The organism is Streptomyces subrutilus (assembly GCF_008704535.1).
Classification (GTDB): Bacteria; Actinomycetota; Actinomycetes; order Streptomycetales; family Streptomycetaceae; genus Streptomyces; species Streptomyces subrutilus.
The window spans coordinates 344,747-360,602 of record NZ_CP023701.1 but is presented as its reverse complement, the minus strand read 5'-3'; the positions used below and the strand labels follow the sequence as shown (position 1 = coordinate 360,602).

The following is a 15,856-nucleotide window of genomic DNA, read 5'->3' as shown; positions in this document are numbered from 1 at the left end:
AGCGTATGAGTTCAAAGCGCAGCAAGAATCCAGCCCTGCCCGTACTTGACGACGCCTTCCGACTCGCGTCGGTCAAGGACGCAGAAGAGTCCACCCGTGACCTGGCCGCGCGGCTGGCCACCACCGAGCTGCGCCGCGTCTCCCACCCGGGCCGAGTCACCTGGGACCCCACCGATCAGGCCGAACCCGTGCCGGTCCCGCCGACCGTGGTCGACGGTGACGGGGACCTGTGGCTGCGGGACCGGGGCACCGGCACCTGGACCATGCCCGAGTTCAACCCGAAGGAGTTCCCGGCCCGCTGTGGCGAGGTTCTGACGTGGAACCAGCTTGCCCGCGAGTTCGGCCCGCTCACCGCACTGGCCGACGACCGCCGCATCGGCGGCGGCCGGCGCTGACCGCGCAGTCTTCTGGGATGACCGCGCCGCTGAAGAGCCCGTTACGGTGTAGTGGGGAGCTTCGGCTCACCGCCGAGCTCGACGCCGCGTGACCGGCGGGAGCTGGCGGAGCGCGTACGACGACTTGGTTGTCACGGGTGCTGGCCGCCTGGACGCCGACCACTTCGTGCCTTTGGTCGAGGTCTTCGACTCCGAGGAGACGCGGTGGTCGGCGGGGCGGCGTGAGGTGTGCGGGGGCGACCAGGCGCCGCCGGACACGCTGATCGCGGTGTCCGCCGCCTTCGACCGTTCCATGGCCGCCGAGGACCGGGCTCAGTGGCCGCCTTCCGACCCTTCCTACCGCTGCGCCTGTGCGGCGATGCGGGTCGGTATCAAGCTTCGCCGGGACCTCGCGGCGACGAGAACGAGTACCGGGCCCTCTTGGGCCATGCCGGGGCTTGTCCCACGACGACCGTGGTCCACGAGCCCCCGCGCAGTGGCGGCTTGCACAAAAGTCCCCCGGTTGGCCGGCCGGGCCGGGCGCCTTGTCCGGTTGGTCAGCCGATGATGCCGAGGGTGTTGTCCGGGCTGCAGTAGAGGCAAGGGATCAAGCCCTCGGCGACCATCCGGGGTGCGGGCTCGGCGACGGTGGCGTGTGGCGCGGTCCATTCGGCAGTCCCTTGTCGGACTCGGAACCCCTGTGGGCCGCTGCCGGTCCGGAACCCCTCCACCTTCCACTCCGGGGGAGGCGGGGGAGTCCGGCGGGTTCCGCCTCCAGGGCGGCGATGATCAGCTCTACGGCCGGTTCGAGCTGGACATGAACAGACGCCTCGACCCGGACCTGACCGCCCGGGGCGCCGTGGCCAGGCCGCGGGCCCCCGAGGGGAGACCGGCATGAACTGCTCGCGGCCTGATCGACACGACCACGTAGTGCAGCGCCCCCTGAAACCGCCGCGGTAGCTGGCCTCACGTCCGTGGCGGGACGGCAGACGAGCTCAGAGCTGGGTTTCGCCGCCATCCACGGCCAGTTCGATGCCGGTGGTGTACGTGGCATCGAAGGCGAGGAATGCGGCCGCCTTTGCGAACTCTTCGACGGTGCCGTAGCGCTTCATGGGGTTGCTCGCGGTCCGCTCCGCCCTGAACTGGTCAGCGGCCACAGCAGGAGAACTGCGCAGCGACATCGACCCGGTCGAGGTGGGCGGCATCCTCGCCGGTTGCTCTCCGTGGCCGGCGCACCCGAGCAGCGTCCCCAGCTGAACCGAATGCTGGACGTCGTCGTCGACGGACTCATGCCCCGCCAAGCGGTACGCCGGTCCTCGCGAGCATCGCCGGCCGCCCGCGCATGGTGGCCGTCCTCGACACCCGGACGCGCCCCGGGGACCTGCTGCCGCCGGTACCTGGGACATAGGCGAGCCGGGGGCGCAGCACCCGCGACCGCGACGGTGTATTTCCCGTGGCTGTTCCTGAGCGGTGAGGAAGAGCCGGGCGCGCTGCTCCCAGTCGGCGCTCTCGCCTGCCCGGCCACCTCATCCCTCGGGCGGTGGCGACGTGGACCGGCCCGCCGGTGCCCAGGGGAGGACATCGCATAGCCCTTGACCGGGACGTCTCGCGTGCCACGGCGGCCGCCTGACCTGACCCCTCCAGGGCCACTGGACACGGCATGGGCCCCCACCGAGGCTCGGGTGTGGTCCGTTACGGGATCTCGCCGGGCCGCGCTCCAGCGCTGTCATGTCGCAAGAAGATCGCGCGTTGTGGGCGCTTCGGGAGGCTTCGACCGAAGGTGTGTATCCGGAAGGCCGGGGTAGGCGCCGGACGGGCTGCCGCCCGTGCAGCCGCCGCCGTCCCGGGGTGGTGGGCCGTACCACGTCTCGAAGCGACCGGTCCCGTCGGCGGGACAGAGGGGGGAGACCATCGAGAAGGAGGGACCATGAGAGCGGCTGTGTACGAAGGACCGCGGACGGTGACCGTCAAGGACGTCCCCGACGCGAGGATCGAACACCCCACCGACATCCTGGTCAAGATCACCAGCACCAACATCTGCGGCTCCGACCTCCACATGTACGAGGGCCGGACCTCCTTCGAGACGGGCCGGACCCTGGGCCACGAGAACCTCGGCCAGGTCGTCGAGGTGGGCAAAGCGGTCGGCAAGGTCAAGGTCGGCGACTGGGTGGTCCTGCCGTTCAACATCGCCTGCGGTTTCTGCAAGCAGTGCGAGCAGGGGCTTACGAGCTACTGCCTGACCATGCAGCCCGATCCCGGCAAGGCCGGCGCCGCGTACGGCTTCGCCGAGATGGGCCCCTACCAGGGCGGCCAGGCCGAGCTGCTGCGCGTCCCGTACGGCGACTTCAACGCCCTGCGCCTGGGCGAGGACGCCGCCGAGCGCCAGCTCGACTACGTGATGCTGGCCGACATCTTCCCCACCGGCTACCACGCCACCGAGATGGCCGGCGTCAAGCCCGGTGACCAGACCCTCGTCTACGGCGCCGGCCCGGTCGGCCTCATGGCCGCCTACTCGGCCCTCCTCAAGGGCGCCGGGCGCGTCTGGGTAGCCGACCACCAGCCCGACAGGCTCCGCCTTGCCGAAGAGATCGGCGCGATCCCCGTCAACACCGCCGAGGAAGACCCCGCCGAGGTCGTCAAGGAGGCGACCCTCGGCCTCGGCGCGGACAACGGCTGCGAGTGCGTCGGCTACCAGGCCCACGACCCGCAGGGCCGTGAAGACGGCACGCTCACCATGAACGGCCTCATCGACGCGGTCCGCTTCACCGGCGGCCTCGGAGTCGTCGGAGTGTTCCTGCCCGAAGACCCGGGAGCCGCCGACACCCAGGGAAAGGCAGAAGCCCAAGGCAAGATGCCGATCGACTTCGGCATGCTCTGGTTCAAGGGCCTGAAGGTCGGAACCGGCCAGGCCCCCGTCAAACGCTACAACCGCGCCCTGCGCGACCTCATCGCCGGCGGCAAGGCGGAACCCGGCTTCCTGGTCTCCCACGAACTCGACCTCGACGAGGCACCCTCCGCGTACGAGCACTTCGACAACCGGGACGACGGCTGGACCAAGGTCGTCCTGCACCCCCAGGCCGGCAACGGCAACGGCGCTCGCGCGCACACTCGCAAGGACAGTCGCAAGGACAGCCGCCACTCCGCAGGCCCGGCCTCACACCGCACCGTGGAACAACTGCGCCACGAGGCGGCCAAGGCCGGCATCGAAGGCCGCTCCCACATGAACAGGCAGCAGCTGGAGCAGGCACTCGACCGCTGAGGACCGCCTGCCCGCCGGCCGAGAACCTGACGCCATGACCGGCCCCCCGGGAACGGGAAACCGGTCGGGCGGTGCCTCCGCCGGATCCCTAGGGGAGACGTTGTCCGCGCGCTCGGCGATTTCCAGCATGAGCTGGGCGCCGTCCACGCCGGGAGCAGGGGAGCGGATGACCTGAGGAACGCGAGGTTGAGGCGACCGACGGCTTCATCGGCACGGTCGACAGTCGAGCACTGCGCCTGGCCGCAGGCCGAGAAAGCCGCGACCCCGGGATCGCCTCACGTGTCCGGGCACTCCTGGCGGACAGCCCGGAGTTCGCCGCTCCGTGGCAGGACCACAGCGTCAGCGGCCTGGGCCGCAAGGCCGAGGTCCTCAACCACCCGGACGCCGGCCGGATTATTCTCAGCTACCAGGCGTTCAACGCGCAGGCGGCCTCCGGCCGGCACTCCTGGTCGGCACCGCCGTCGCCGCGAGTGCCGGCGCTGATTCCCTGGCGCCTCCGGGGTCCCTTCACGCCGCCGCCGACAGCAGGCGGGGCCACCCGGCGCCGGCCGTGCGCCCCATCCTCCCGTCCCACGCTCATGCACCAGATTCCGTCCGAACGCCCGGGGCCGGTCCGGGGGCGGGGCGGTGGGTGTTCGGACGGACGCGCACATGATCCGGACTGACGAGTATTCACCTGCGCCCGGCCGACGCGAATGATCGACGGTGCAGCACAACCGCCCCCGCCTGCGCGCGCCGACCGGCCGAGCGCCACGGGCTCGCACACACCGGACGGGGCCCCACCCCACAGGAGGTCACCCTATGAAGCTCTTCAGGAACACGCTGCCCGCGGGCGCTCTGGCCGTCGCGCTCGGAGCCGCCATCGCACTCGGGGCTTACGCCCCGGCCGGAGCGGCCGCCTCCTTGGCCAGCTGCCGCCAGACGGTCGCCCGGACGAAGGCGGATCTCAGCAACGCCGGTGCCCCGACGAACGCCAACGGCTGGCAGGACGTCCGCGACGCCGCGCAGCGCTTCGTCAGCAGCCATCCCTGGAACAGCCCGGCCACCCAGGCCCTCCAGCGGGACATCAACGACCTGAACGCGCAGTGCGCCCCTTAGCGCTCCACCTCCAAGCCTCCCTGCAACCCTGAACGCCCGCGATGGGGAAGCCACGCAGCACACCCCCTCTCCCCTCCCGGACCGATGGCCATGTCTCCGGCGCCGGTCCGACGGGCCTGACCCTGGCCGCCAGCCTGCGCCGGCTCGGCGTGGACCACATCCTCATCGACCGCAACGACGCGATCCGCTCCGGCAGTAGAGCCGCGGCCGACAGCCGCGCGCCCTGGAATACCTGGACCGGATCGGCGTCGGACCCGGTCTGGTCCAAGAAGGCCGGAAGGGAGCCGGGTTCTGCCTGCACGACGGCGAACGCCCGCTGCTGCGGGCTTGCACAGCACGGTCCGCCCCTCCGCCGGGATCGCCTTCCCCGGCCATGCACCCGAGCAGCTCTTCGCGCTCGCCGGCGTGCGCCTCGCGAACACCGGCACGGGGAGCGGAGCGGGGGAGGAGGTCTGCGAGGAGCCGACGTTCTTCCTCTCTGGGGCCGGACTGCTGCTCCTGTCGCCGCTCGCCGCCGGCGTGTACCGCCTCGTCGCTCCGGTCCCCGCCGGTTCGGCCGTGCCCGACGCCCGGTTCGTCGAGGACCTGCTCGCCCGGCGCGGCACACGGGCCGGCACGAGACACGACCATCTCTCGTCGACGGCGACCGACCCCACCCGCGACTTCACCGCGCTGCGCGACACCACGGCCCTGTGGCGCCGCGGAACCCGCGTCGACCGCCGCGCCCCGCAGCCTCAGGAGTGACCCCATGAACCCCACCGCGCCCCCCGCCTTCTCGGGCATCCACCACATCAAACTGCCCGTCACCGACCTGGAACGCAGCGCACGGTGGTACGGCGCCGTCCTGGGCGCCCGCCGACTGGCCGAGCTGGACCACCACCGCCCCGACGGCATCCTCTTCGCCGTCGTCCTCGACGTCCCCGGCCTGGGTACCCCCCTCGAACTGCGCCTGGACCCCGCGACCGCCAGCACCCTGCAGGGATACGACTTCCTCACCCTGGCCGTCGACGACCGCAGCGCCCTCGACGCGTGGACGGCCCATCTGGACACCCTCGGCATCACACACTCCCCACCGCTGGTCGCCCTGGCCGGCTGGCTCCTGGTCGTCCCCGACCCCGACGGACAGCGCCTGCGCCTCTACACCACCACTCCCCACGGCCTGGACGCCTCACGCGTGGAATACGACTCGCCCTGGATCGGCACCGGCCCTACGACCGGCCGCGCCCACGACGGTGAACCCGGGCCGCGCGGCATCACCACGCTCACCGCCCGACCCGGCAAGGACCGCGAACTGGAGCTCCTCCTCTCCGAGTTCGCCATCGCCGCGCACCGGGAGAGCGGATGCCTGGCCTTCCGGGCGCACCGCGGACAGCAGACACCCGGCACCTTCATCGTCTACGAGGAATGGGCGAGCCAGCAGGCACTGGACGCCCACCACGCCACACCCCGCATGGACCGCTTCCGCACCGACGTCGCCCGCCTGGCCGCCTCGCCGCCCCGCACACAGCCGCTCGTCCCGTGCCGCCGACGCTGACGCCGCACACCCCGCCGCCGCGGAACACCGCCGCGTCCGGCCCCTCGCACGCGAGCGGGCCGGGGACGCCGGGATCACGTGCTCGGCCGGGGCCACCGCGACCACCGGCGCGGGCCCCTCAGGGGGACGGCGCGCCGCCGAACCCGGAGGCGAGCGCCGACAGGCCGCCGACCAGCTGTTCCGCGCTGACCGGCGCCACCAGGTGACGGCTGACCAGCAGTCCGGGCATCAGGGTCATCAAGACGGTCGCGACCTGCTCCGCATCCGCCGTGGACGCCAGGAGCCCCTCCTCGCCCCAGCGGCGGGCCAGCTCGGCGAGGCTGTCGTGCACGGCCAGGTAGAAGGTGCGGGTACGCTCCTGCAGTTCCGGATCGCGCAAGGCCTCGCCCCATGCCTGGATCGCGATGCGGGTCAGATCGTACGGCTCGCCCTCACCCCGGTCGCGGGCTTCCCCGGCCATCGCCTCCAGCACCTCGGCGGGCGGCGGCGTAGGGCGCTGCTCCAGCAGCCGACCGAACATGTCCCGCACCAAGGCCAGGGCCTCGTTCGCGGCGGCGTCGACGAGCTCGTCCTTGCCGCGGAAGTACCGGTAGACGGCGCTGGAGGACATGCCCGTCGCAGCGATGATGTCGTCCATCGAGGTGGCGTGGAAGCCATCACGTGAGAAGCAGCTCCACGCGCTCACCAGGATGTGACGGCGCCGCAGTTCCTTCGTCTCTTCAGTCAGCCGGGGCACGCCTCCAATCTAAACCGAAACGATGGTTTTCGTTAAGGGCCCGCCGTTGCGGCTGCTGGTCTCCATCCCCCGACGCGGAGGAGGGCGCCGCGGCCCGCACAAGGGGCGGAACCCGGATCGTCCGGTACGCACGCGGCTCCGCCGAAAACGGCCAACGCCTTACCTGACCAGATCCCCGCTTCTCCTTCCCTGAGCGTCGGAACGGCGGGCTTTCTCCGGCTCGGGTGGTTCACCCATGGGTGGGGTCAGTGAGTGAACGGCTGGCCCTCGCACCTCCGGGGCGAGAGGATGCGGCTGCCCGTGCGACCATCACACAAAGGAGGCCTGGCGTCATGAACTGGGTAGACCACGTACTTGCCGTCATCGAGTACCTCGTACCCGTCATTGCTCCCATCATCGCGTGAAGCAGGTGGCCCCGGACGCTGCTGCGTCCGGGGCATTGCGCGCACTTCGCTCGACCGGCTGGTGCGACAACCGGCTGGTGGCAGTGCCGGTGTCGTGCTCGGTCGACTTCCTGCCTCCCGCCGAACGGTCCACTGATACTCGGTGAGCCGTCCCGGCCGGTCTTCGGTGCTTCATGGCACATGCTTCGGCTCACGCCCTCCGAGGGGCCCCGGGCCGGACCGTCCTCCCGCCAGCCGCAGCCGCCGCTACGGGGAGCCACTGCCGGACGACGCCGCGACCGGCACCGGTGCGGTCCCCGCCATGCGTGCGGAGTGGCGGTAGTGGCGCGGGGCCATGCCGGTCGTGCGTTTGAAGGCGTTGCTGAAGGCGCTCTCCGACGCGTAGCCGAGGGCCGAGGCGAGTTCGGCGACGGGAGTGTCCTCGCGCCACAGGCTCCGCCGGGCCAGTCGTATCCGCCAGTTGTAGAGGTACGTCACGGGCGGCACGCCCGCGACGGCCTTGAACCGGTCGGCGAAGCTGGTGCGTGACATGGCCGTCGCCCGTGCCAACTCGGCCAGGGTCCACTGGCGGGCCGGGTCGCCGTGCATGAGCCTCAGCGCGGGGGCGATCTGCTCGTCGGCCAGCGCCCGCAGCCAGCCGGCCGGGAAGGCGTCCGCCTCCGCGAGGAAGGTGCGCAGCACGTGGACGAAGAGGAGCCGGGCCAGGTGGTCCGCCACGAACGAGGCCGCGGGCCGGTCCTCGCGCATCTCGTGGAACGCCTCGTGGAGGAGCCAGCGGACAGCCGGGGCCTCGACGCTCCCCGCCCGCATGTGCATCAGGGGCGGCAGGGCGCCGAGGAGCAGGTCCTTCCCCGGTGCTTCGAGTTCGACATGGCCGCTGAGCGCCGTCACGTCCCGGACGCCCGGCGGGCCCGTGTGATGGAAGGGCTCCACGGTCGCCTTCAGGAGCGGCAGGGCCTCCACCGGGGCCACCGCGGGGTCACTGGCCAGGACGTAGCGCCGGTCACCGGCGAGGACCACCACGTCCCCGGCCTGCAGTGGCTGTGGCTCCTGGACGCCGTCCATCACCAGCCAGGTGGTGCCTTCGAGAACCGCGTGGACCTTGATCCGCCCCGGCGGCGGGAACGCCAGGGCCCACCGGCCCGCGTACGTGAAGCCGCGCGTCAGCACGCAGCGCGCCCCCGCCAGTTCGAGCGTCTCGGCGATCGGATCCCCCCAGCCCGGCGGGCGCGGCGCGGGCGGAGGCAGAACGTCCATGCCGGGACTCTCCCGGATACCCCTCGTCAGAGGCAAGCACCCCCGCCAGCCCCCACCCGCGGTCACGGGCACCCATGACTGCTCAGCCGGAGAGAGAACCGCACCATCCGCCCCACCGGCGGCCCGGCAGCCCATGTTCCGGCTCCTGGACCGGCCGCGTCATGGCCGCCTTCCGCAACATGCCCGATGGCCGAGCCCTGTTCACCCGAAAGGCGCAGCGGTGGCAGGGAGCACCATGCGTCGCCTTCTGGTCCTCCTCGCGCTGTCCGCTGCCGCGGTCTTCACCATCACGGCCTCCCCGTCCGCGGCCCCGTGCGACCAGTTCCCCCGCAACAGCTACGCATACGCCGACCGCATGGCCCGCCAGAACTGGTCATGACCTGACGGTCTGCGATCCGGTCGTCGCCATGCTGATCACGGCGGGACTGGAGCGTCGCCGACAGCCTCAGGGCGGCTGCGTCGACGCCCGCGGCACCCACAGGGCCGACACGGGTTCGCGCACGGCGGCAGCGGCCGGGGCGGACGGACCCGCGGGCCTCTCGCCGCGCCGGTTCGGACGGGCGACGGCGTCGTTCAGATCGCCGTCGTGGTCGCGCGCGGGCGGCCGACGAGCGCAAGCGCCGGCGAGCGCGGGTCTCGGAGTGTTCGGGGTCTCGGAGTGTTCGGGCGGTGTCAGTTCTGTGGCAGTTCGGAGAACGTGTAGGTGGCCCAGACCCAGTTTCCCTCCCGGATCTCCGCGGTGACGAACCGGTCTTCGTCGTCGTCGCCCAGGACGCTCTGGCGGAGGTCGTTGAGGCGGGCCAAGAGCTGGGTGTGGAAGTTCCGGGGCAGTGGTGGCCGTCCGTGCTGGACGCCGTCCTGTTCGTCCGCCAGCGTCACGACTTCCTGCGAGGCGACATCGGCGACCACGACCTTGCGTCCCACGGTGGTGCGGATGTAGGTGACGGCGTCGGCCCGCACGAGCCCGGACGTCTCCTCCTGGCCGTACTGTCCCTCGGTGTTCCGCATGATCCAGACGTGTGCCATGGTTTCCCTTCCAGAGCTCCGGTGATCGCTGGGACCATCATCGCGGGGCAACCGACAGCACGGGCTTCCCACGCGGGTGACGACCGGAGGGACCGTCCGAAGTGACCGGCGGCGACGTCGGCCGCCGACCGACTGGTGCTTGCCCAGGCCCCTGCCGAGGCCATGGCAGAGGGAGCGGGTCCGAAATGGCATCGGCATCCGGCCGCAACCACGGCGAGACGTCCACCGCCAGCCGACCGTCACCCGCTCAGGTCTCGATCGCGGAGGTCAGCGCCTGGGCCGTGGGCGACTTCAGCTGCTCCGCTCACCGACCCGACATTTGCCTGAGGAACCATCCGAGCAGGGGGCAGCGGCCCGACAGGCACACATCTGTCGGGCCGCTGCCCCCTGCTCGGATGGCGGCGCGCGCCGGCTCTCCGTCAGACGGTCGCCGGGACGCCGAGCATCGCGGATGCCCGCTGGAGCGGGCTGAGGACGCGCGCGGGCACGGTGGCGACCCGGGGCAGGCTGCGGCAGGTGAAGCCGAGCCGGGTCATGGCGCGGACGACCTCGCCGGCGCTGAAGTCACGGCGGTCCTGGCGGGTGACGACCTGCCCGACCTGTTTGACGGGATAGTGGCGTCGGCCGATGATCACGGACTCACCGAAGACCTGCTCGGGCTTGACGCCCTTCATGGACTCCAGGACACCGCTCTTGGTCAGGTCGAACGGGAAGCGGGCGATGACGCAGCGCATGATGCCTCACAGGGAGAAGAAGGAGGGGACGGTCGTGCCGCTGCGAGCCAGTCAGCGTGCAAGGGCGAGAACGCCCAGCGCGCTTCCCTGCTCGTCGACCACGGGCAGGGCATCGAGCCTGCGGTAGCGCATCGCGTGGTCCGCCTCGGCCATCGTGGTGGCCGGCGAGGCGAACGGCCCGCGATCGCCTAGTACGGCGCGCAGCCGGACCCGGTCCGTGTACGCGGCGCTGTCGCGGATGGCGGCGAGCTGGGACTGGGTGACCAGCCCGGTGCACAGGCCGTCTTCGTCGCAGACGAGCAGATGGTCCGCGCGGGCACTGGCCATCACGGCCAAGGCCACCTCGACCGTCATGTCGTCGCAGACTTGCGGGCCGGCCGCTTCCATCACGTCGTCCACCGTCCGGGGTGCCACCGGGGCGTTCGCCGGGCGTTGCTGCATCTGGACCAGCGTCAACACGTGCCTCCTGCAGAGATGGGTCAGTTTCCGGATCACTGGCGCTCAGGCCGCCGCGTCGAAGGCGGACTGTCGCGCGCTCACGCGCCGGGCAGCCGAAACGGGCCTGCGCCGGCCGCGGGACGTTGCGCTGCGCTTGGGCCGCTCGGAGACCGGTGCGGCGATGGTGACGGGGATGCCGGACGGGCTCTGGGCGCCGGTGATCCGGTTCAGTGCCTCTTCGCCGGAGCGGACCTGGGTGGTCTGCGGGACGATGCCCGCGGCGGCCATCAGGCGGGTCATGTCGCGGCGCTGGTTGGGGGTGACCAGGGTGACGACGCTGCCGGACTCGCCGGCGCGGGCGGTGCGTCCGCCGCGGTGCAGGTAGTCCTTGTGGTCGGTGGGCGGGTCCACGTTCACCACGAGGTCGAGGTTGTCGACGTGGATGCCGCGGGCGGCGACGTTCGTGGCGACGAGCACGGTGACGTGGCCGGTCTTGAACTGGGCCAGGGTGCGGGTGCGCTGGGGCTGGGACTTGCCGCCGTGCAGGGCCGCGGCCCGCACGCCGCTGTTGAGGAGGTCCTGGGTGAGCCGGTCGACGGCGTGCTTGGTGTCCAGGAACATGATGACGCGGCCGTCGCGGGCGGCGATCTCCGTGGTCGTGGCCTGCTTGTCGGAGCCGTGGACGTGCAGCACGTGGTGCTCCATCGTGGTCACCGCGCCGGCCGAGGGGTCGACGGAGTGGACGACGGGGTCGGTCAGGTAGCGGCGGACCAGCAGGTCGACGTTGCGGTCCAGGGTCGCGGAGAACAGCATCCGCTGGCCTTCGGGGCGCACCTGGTCGAGGAGTGCGGTGACCTGCGGCATGAAGCCCATGTCGGCCATCTGGTCGGCTTCGTCGAGGACGGTGATGGCGACCTGGTTCAGCCGGCAGTCGCCGCGGTCGATGAGGTCCTTGAGCCGGCCGGGCGTCGCCACGACGACCTCGGCGCCGCCGCGCAGCGCGGTGGCCTGGCGGCCGATGGGCATGCCGCCGACGACCGTGGCCAGGCGGAGCTTGACCGAGCGGGCGTAGGGGGTCAGGGCGTCGGTGACCTGCTGGGCGAGCTCGCGGGTGGGGACGAGGATCAGCGAGAGCGGCTGGCGCGGCTCGGCGCGCTGGCCGGCGGTGCGGGCCAGCAGGGCCAGGCCGAAGGCGAGCGTCTTGCCGGAGCCGGTGCGGCCGCGGCCGAGCACGTCGCGGCCCGCGAGCGTGTTGGGCAGGGTGGCGCCCTGGATCGGGAAGGGGACGCTCACGCCCTGCGCGGTGAGGGCGGCGAGCAGCTGCTCGGGCATGTCGAGATCGGCGAAGGCCAGGGCCGCGGGCAGCGCCGGCGTGATCGTCTTCGGCAGCGCGAACTCGCCCTGCACGGCCGCGGGCCGTCGGCCATGGCCGCTCGAACGGCTCGGGCCTCCGGAGCGGCTCGGGGCCGACGAGCCGAAGCGGCTGGTTCGACCCGAACCGGCGGCAGTGCCGAAAGCGGGGCCGCCGGTGCGGCTGCGGGAGGAGGAGCGGTTGTTCGTACGTGTGGGGTTCATTCAGAACCTTCCTTGATTGCGGCACCCATCAAGGAATTCCGGCAGTGGAAGAGCGGTGCGGGAATCACAGGAACGGGCCGAATGCAATGCGAAAGCGCAACTGGCTCACAGGGAATCAGCGGTGGCGCAGGCGCTGGAACGGGATGGCGTCATGCGGACGCGATAAATCCAGAGAAATTATTCGAATGCAGCCTCAAGGAGGGTGCATTCTTCAGCGTTTTGTCCCGCAGGAGGACGCACTGCGGGGAAGTGTGCAGCTGGGGCCCGCACCCCGAGGGATGCGGGCCCCAGCTACAGAATGTGCGTCAGTGTCAGGCGGGAACGATGTTCTCGGCCGTCGGGCCCTTCTGGCCCTGCGCGATGTCGAAGGTGACCTTCTGGCCCTCGTTCAGTTCGCGGAAGCCCTGGGCGGCGATGTTCGAGAAGTGGGCGAAGACGTCGTCGCCGCCGCCGTCCTGCTCGATGAAGCCGAATCCCTTTGCCGCGTTGAACCACTTCACGGTGCCAGCAGCCATGTCATATCTCCTTTGGGGCAGTACAGCAGCGTCCGCACAGTGCGGACACCGTGTCGCCGCGATGATGCCCCGCCCGGAAATGACCGGAAATATGAAGCGCTCGATGCAGAGGTGAGGCCGGTCCGAGTCGCTTGAAGTTTTTGGGTACCAAAACTGCAACCGAGATCGACAGTAGCACGCTGCGACGGGTTGTGTGCGTGAAATATTTCCACCCGACGCACGGTGAGAGAAACTCTCCTTGCGAGGTCCATTGAATTCTTAGACCGCCGGGACAGGTATTGATTCGTGCCGAACGCAGCGATCGTGAGCGGCTGGGCTGTCGGCCGAGGCGTGTCCTGACCGCCGCAGCCTCGCCCTGCGGGGCGGTCCGCGGCCAGGCTGTTGCGGTGCCGATCTCATCGAAGGCGTCCATCGACAACTCCGGTGACGCATCGGCGAGGGCCGGACTCCCTGCTCCCGGGCCGGCCGGACAGGCCCGGTCCCGGGCGCGCTGGTCGAAGAGACCGGACTCGCCCCTGGACCGCGAGCACATGGCCGCCCTACCCGCCCCACTCGCCATCGCCCGCTCTTGGTCTGCCGCCGACAGCCGGTACGCCGTCAACCGCCCCGACGGGGCCGTCGTGGCCACCACCCGCCCGCAGTTCGGCTGCCGGCCCCGTGCTGGTCGTGATGGCAGGGCCGTAGCGGAGGACCGGGAGGAGTGCCTCGGCGCCGTCGCACCTCGTAGCCGCCATCGTGCCCCGGCCGGTAGACGGCATCGAACGCCGCCATGGTCTGCAGTGTTCCGTGGCGAGCCGAAGACGCCCGGGGGTCGCCGACGGTCGCAGCGCGACGGCTGAACGGCCGGAGCCGCGGCCGTGTGGCCACCTGCCACGCGCACGACGACTCTCGCGAGGCCGCCACCGAAGCCGCTCGCCTCCAGGCCGCCGCGCCGCCGGGCGCGGAGGGCGATCAAAAGCCGGGCAGGCCCGACCGCTTCTTCCGCCAGCATGTCCGACCCTGCCCCGCGCGGCCCCACGCACCTGGCCGGGGGAGAGGTGGCGTCGCCGGACCACTGCTGGTGACCGACCTGCGCGTCCTGGGCCCTGGCCGCGCACCACGCTCACGTCCGCCGTCGACGAGTGGCACGCCGCTATTGCCGCCCGGTTCGGCCGCGTTGCCATCGCGACCGCGGCGCGCACAGCTGCATTGGCACTCCGGAGACGCGCATGCCCCTTCAGCCCGCTCGCAGCAGCGCGATCCACTCCACTCGCAGAGGCAAAATCCTGGCAGGCACACCCGGCGCCGGGATTTCTTCAAATCGCCAGAATGGCGGAATCTTCCCACGGGTAAGCGGGTGTGATTATCGCGCGAGAGTCAGAGGTCGTGGCTCGCGTGGAGTAGGCGCTCGTGGTGTTCAGGTCGCATATCCGATGATCTCCCATGTGATTTCGGATATTACCGGCGCATCTTTCGCTGTCCTGTGCCACCTTGCGCCCCCTCCGTGCCCGCAGCGGTCGTTGCCCGGTGCAATTCACTGCGTGATATGCCGTCTCGTCCATCAGGCTTTTCGGGCGATCGGGCAGGGCCCGGCACGCCACGGCCCCTCAAGGAAATGACCTCATGATGAAACTGAGAATCCTTCAAGCGGCCCGGCGCCGCGCTGTGTCCAGCGGGCTGGCCGCGGGTGTCGCCGCGACGGTTGCCGCTGTCGTGGTCGCCAGTACCCCGACGCTGGCACTGGCGATCGCCACGCCGGTACCGCTGGCCACGGCGGCGAGCTATTCCGTGCTGGCGGGCTCGCAGGTCACGAACACCGGCCCGTCCGTGATCAGTCATGACCTCGGCGTACATCCGGGCACGGCCATCACGGGATTCCCGCCCGGCCTGGTGCAGGGTGCGGTGCACTCCGCCGATGCTGCTGCCCTCCAGGCCAAGAGCGACCTGGTCGTGGCCTACAACAACGCTGCGGGCCAGGCCACCGACTTCGCGCTGCCGGCGGGAATCGGCACGGGCACCACCCTGCTTCCCGGGGTTCACACGGCCGTGGCCGGTGTGGGGCTCACCGGCGACCTGATCCTGGACGCCGGAGGAGATCCCAATGCCGTCTGGGTGTTCCAGATCCCCGAGGCGTTGACCACGGCCTCGTCCAGCCGGGTGCTGCTCACCAACGGTGCCTCGGCGTGCAACGTGTACTGGCAGATCGGCAGTTCGGCCACGCTCGGCACCAACTCCACCTTCGTCGGGACGATCATGGCGCTGACCTCGATCAGTGTGACCACGGGCACGAACATCGAGGGCCGGGCCCTGGCTCGCAACGGCGCCGTCTCGCTCGACACCAACCGGATCTTCCTGGGGACGTGCGCGACCGGCGGTACCATCGGCGGTACGACGACCGGTACGACCACGGGCACCACGACCGGCACCACGACAGGTACGACTGCCGGCACCACGGGCGGTACGGCAGGCGGCACCTCCGGCGTCCTCGGTGGCGTCCTCGGCGGTGTGACGACGGGCGGCGGCCTGCTCGGCGGCCCCATCGCCAGCATCGTCACCGGAGGCACCTCGGGGAACATCTCCGGGAACACGTCGGGGAACGTCGCCGGGAACATCGCGGGCAACACGACCGGAGCCAGCACCGTCGGCAACACCGGCGGGGGCCACGGCGGCAAGCCGGGTCACGGTCCGGGTAAGCCCGGCCACGGAGAGGGCCCGGGCAAGCCGGGTCACGAGCACGGCGAGGGTCCGGGTAAGCCGGGTCACGAGCACGGTGAAGGCCCGGGCAAGCCCGGCCACGACGACAAGCCCGGTGAGCACCACGGCTATGGCGCCGAACCCGTGAACTTCTAGCACGAGGCCGTCGACGGCCGGGACGCGGACCGCACGAATCCGCGAACCGGACCACGGTGTGCGGCGGAGCCTCCATC

General features: G+C 71.1%; 16 protein-coding genes and 2 pseudogenes. 10 read left to right on the top strand and 8 right to left on the bottom strand.

What is annotated here, in order from left to right:
• Nucleotides 1-5 precede the first annotated feature (5 nt).
• Complete coding sequence (locus tag CP968_RS01620; protein WP_150516272.1) at nt 6-395, top strand: hypothetical protein; 390 nt, start codon at nt 6-8, stop codon at nt 393-395.
• 974 nt (nt 396-1,369) lie between these two features.
• Here CP968_RS01620 and CP968_RS01615 read toward each other — a convergent pair.
• A pseudogene (locus CP968_RS01615) lies at nt 1,370-1,519 on the bottom strand (SDR family oxidoreductase); the annotation flags it as partial.
• On the opposite strand from CP968_RS01615, the gene CP968_RS01610 reads away from it, so the two are divergent.
• The 7 genes and pseudogenes from CP968_RS01610 (at nt 1,485) to CP968_RS01590 (ending at nt 6,265) form a co-directional block, all read left to right on the top strand.
• Nucleotides 1,485-1,631 (top strand): hypothetical protein, encoded by a 147-nt coding sequence (locus CP968_RS01610; protein ID WP_229885879.1) that lies wholly within the window; start codon nt 1,485-1,487, stop codon nt 1,629-1,631. The pseudogene CP968_RS01615 and the gene CP968_RS01610 sit on opposite strands and share 35 nt — an antisense overlap.
• Nucleotides 1,632-2,301: 670 nt before the next feature.
• Nucleotides 2,302-3,633 carry a glutathione-independent formaldehyde dehydrogenase gene (locus CP968_RS01605; RefSeq protein ID WP_150516271.1) on the top strand — a complete coding sequence of 444 codons (1,332 nt, stop codon included), beginning with the start codon at nt 2,302-2,304 and terminating at the stop codon, nt 3,631-3,633.
• Between the two features lie 206 nt (nt 3,634-3,839).
• Complete coding sequence (locus tag CP968_RS35630) at nt 3,840-4,298, top strand: MmyB family transcriptional regulator (protein WP_167536910.1); 459 nt, start codon at nt 3,840-3,842, stop codon at nt 4,296-4,298.
• Between the two features lie 136 nt (nt 4,299-4,434).
• The gene (locus CP968_RS01600; RefSeq protein ID WP_150516270.1) at nt 4,435-4,731 is read left to right on the top strand and encodes a hypothetical protein; all 297 of its coding nucleotides are present in this window, start codon (nt 4,435-4,437) and stop codon (nt 4,729-4,731) included.
• Between the two features lie 41 nt (nt 4,732-4,772).
• A pseudogene (locus tag CP968_RS35625) lies at nt 4,773-4,925 on the top strand (FAD-dependent monooxygenase); the annotation flags it as partial.
• A 133-nt stretch (nt 4,926-5,058) separates the two neighbouring features.
• Nucleotides 5,059-5,475, top strand: coding sequence for a hypothetical protein (locus CP968_RS34550; RefSeq protein WP_167536713.1), 417 nt, complete (start codon nt 5,059-5,061; stop codon nt 5,473-5,475).
• Between the two features lie 4 nt (nt 5,476-5,479).
• Nucleotides 5,480-6,265 carry an antibiotic biosynthesis monooxygenase gene (locus CP968_RS01590; RefSeq protein WP_150516268.1) on the top strand — a complete coding sequence of 262 codons (786 nt, stop codon included), beginning with the start codon at nt 5,480-5,482 and terminating at the stop codon, nt 6,263-6,265.
• Between the two features lie 118 nt (nt 6,266-6,383).
• Here CP968_RS01590 and CP968_RS01585 read toward each other — a convergent pair whose 3' ends face one another.
• The gene (locus CP968_RS01585; RefSeq protein WP_150516267.1) at nt 6,384-7,001 is read right to left on the bottom strand and encodes a TetR/AcrR family transcriptional regulator; all 618 of its coding nucleotides are present in this window, start codon (nt 6,999-7,001) and stop codon (nt 6,384-6,386) included.
• A 650-nt stretch (nt 7,002-7,651) separates the two neighbouring features.
• Nucleotides 7,652-8,662, bottom strand: a complete 1,011-nt coding sequence (locus CP968_RS01580) for an AraC family transcriptional regulator (protein ID WP_150516266.1) — start codon at nt 8,660-8,662, stop codon at nt 7,652-7,654.
• Between the two features lie 235 nt (nt 8,663-8,897).
• On the opposite strand from CP968_RS01580, the gene CP968_RS33950 reads away from it, so the two are divergent.
• Nucleotides 8,898-9,041, top strand: coding sequence for a hypothetical protein (locus CP968_RS33950; protein WP_167536741.1), 144 nt, complete (start codon nt 8,898-8,900; stop codon nt 9,039-9,041).
• A gap of 293 nt (nt 9,042-9,334) precedes the next feature.
• On the opposite strand, the gene CP968_RS01575 is transcribed toward CP968_RS33950, so the two are convergent.
• From CP968_RS01575 to CP968_RS01555, 5 genes are all read right to left on the bottom strand, one after another.
• Complete coding sequence (locus CP968_RS01575; protein WP_150516265.1) at nt 9,335-9,688, bottom strand: hypothetical protein; 354 nt, start codon at nt 9,686-9,688, stop codon at nt 9,335-9,337.
• A gap of 419 nt (nt 9,689-10,107) precedes the next feature.
• Nucleotides 10,108-10,422, bottom strand: a complete 315-nt coding sequence (locus tag CP968_RS01570) for an SCO5918 family protein (RefSeq protein ID WP_150516264.1) — start codon at nt 10,420-10,422, stop codon at nt 10,108-10,110.
• Nucleotides 10,423-10,473: 51 nt separating this feature from the next.
• Nucleotides 10,474-10,878, bottom strand: coding sequence for a CBS domain-containing protein (locus tag CP968_RS01565; protein WP_150521634.1), 405 nt, complete (start codon nt 10,876-10,878; stop codon nt 10,474-10,476).
• A gap of 45 nt (nt 10,879-10,923) precedes the next feature.
• Entirely contained in the window at nt 10,924-12,435 is a 1,512-nt protein-coding gene (locus tag CP968_RS01560) for a DEAD/DEAH box helicase (RefSeq protein ID WP_150516263.1), read from the bottom strand.
• A 311-nt stretch (nt 12,436-12,746) separates the two neighbouring features.
• Complete coding sequence (locus tag CP968_RS01555) at nt 12,747-12,950, bottom strand: cold-shock protein (protein ID WP_150516262.1); 204 nt, start codon at nt 12,948-12,950, stop codon at nt 12,747-12,749.
• A gap of 1,605 nt (nt 12,951-14,555) precedes the next feature.
• Here CP968_RS01555 and CP968_RS01550 point away from each other — a divergent pair.
• Nucleotides 14,556-15,779 carry an ice-binding family protein gene (locus tag CP968_RS01550; RefSeq protein ID WP_150521633.1) on the top strand — a complete coding sequence of 408 codons (1,224 nt, stop codon included), beginning with the start codon at nt 14,556-14,558 and terminating at the stop codon, nt 15,777-15,779.
• The last annotated feature ends 77 nt before the right edge of the window (nt 15,780-15,856 follow it).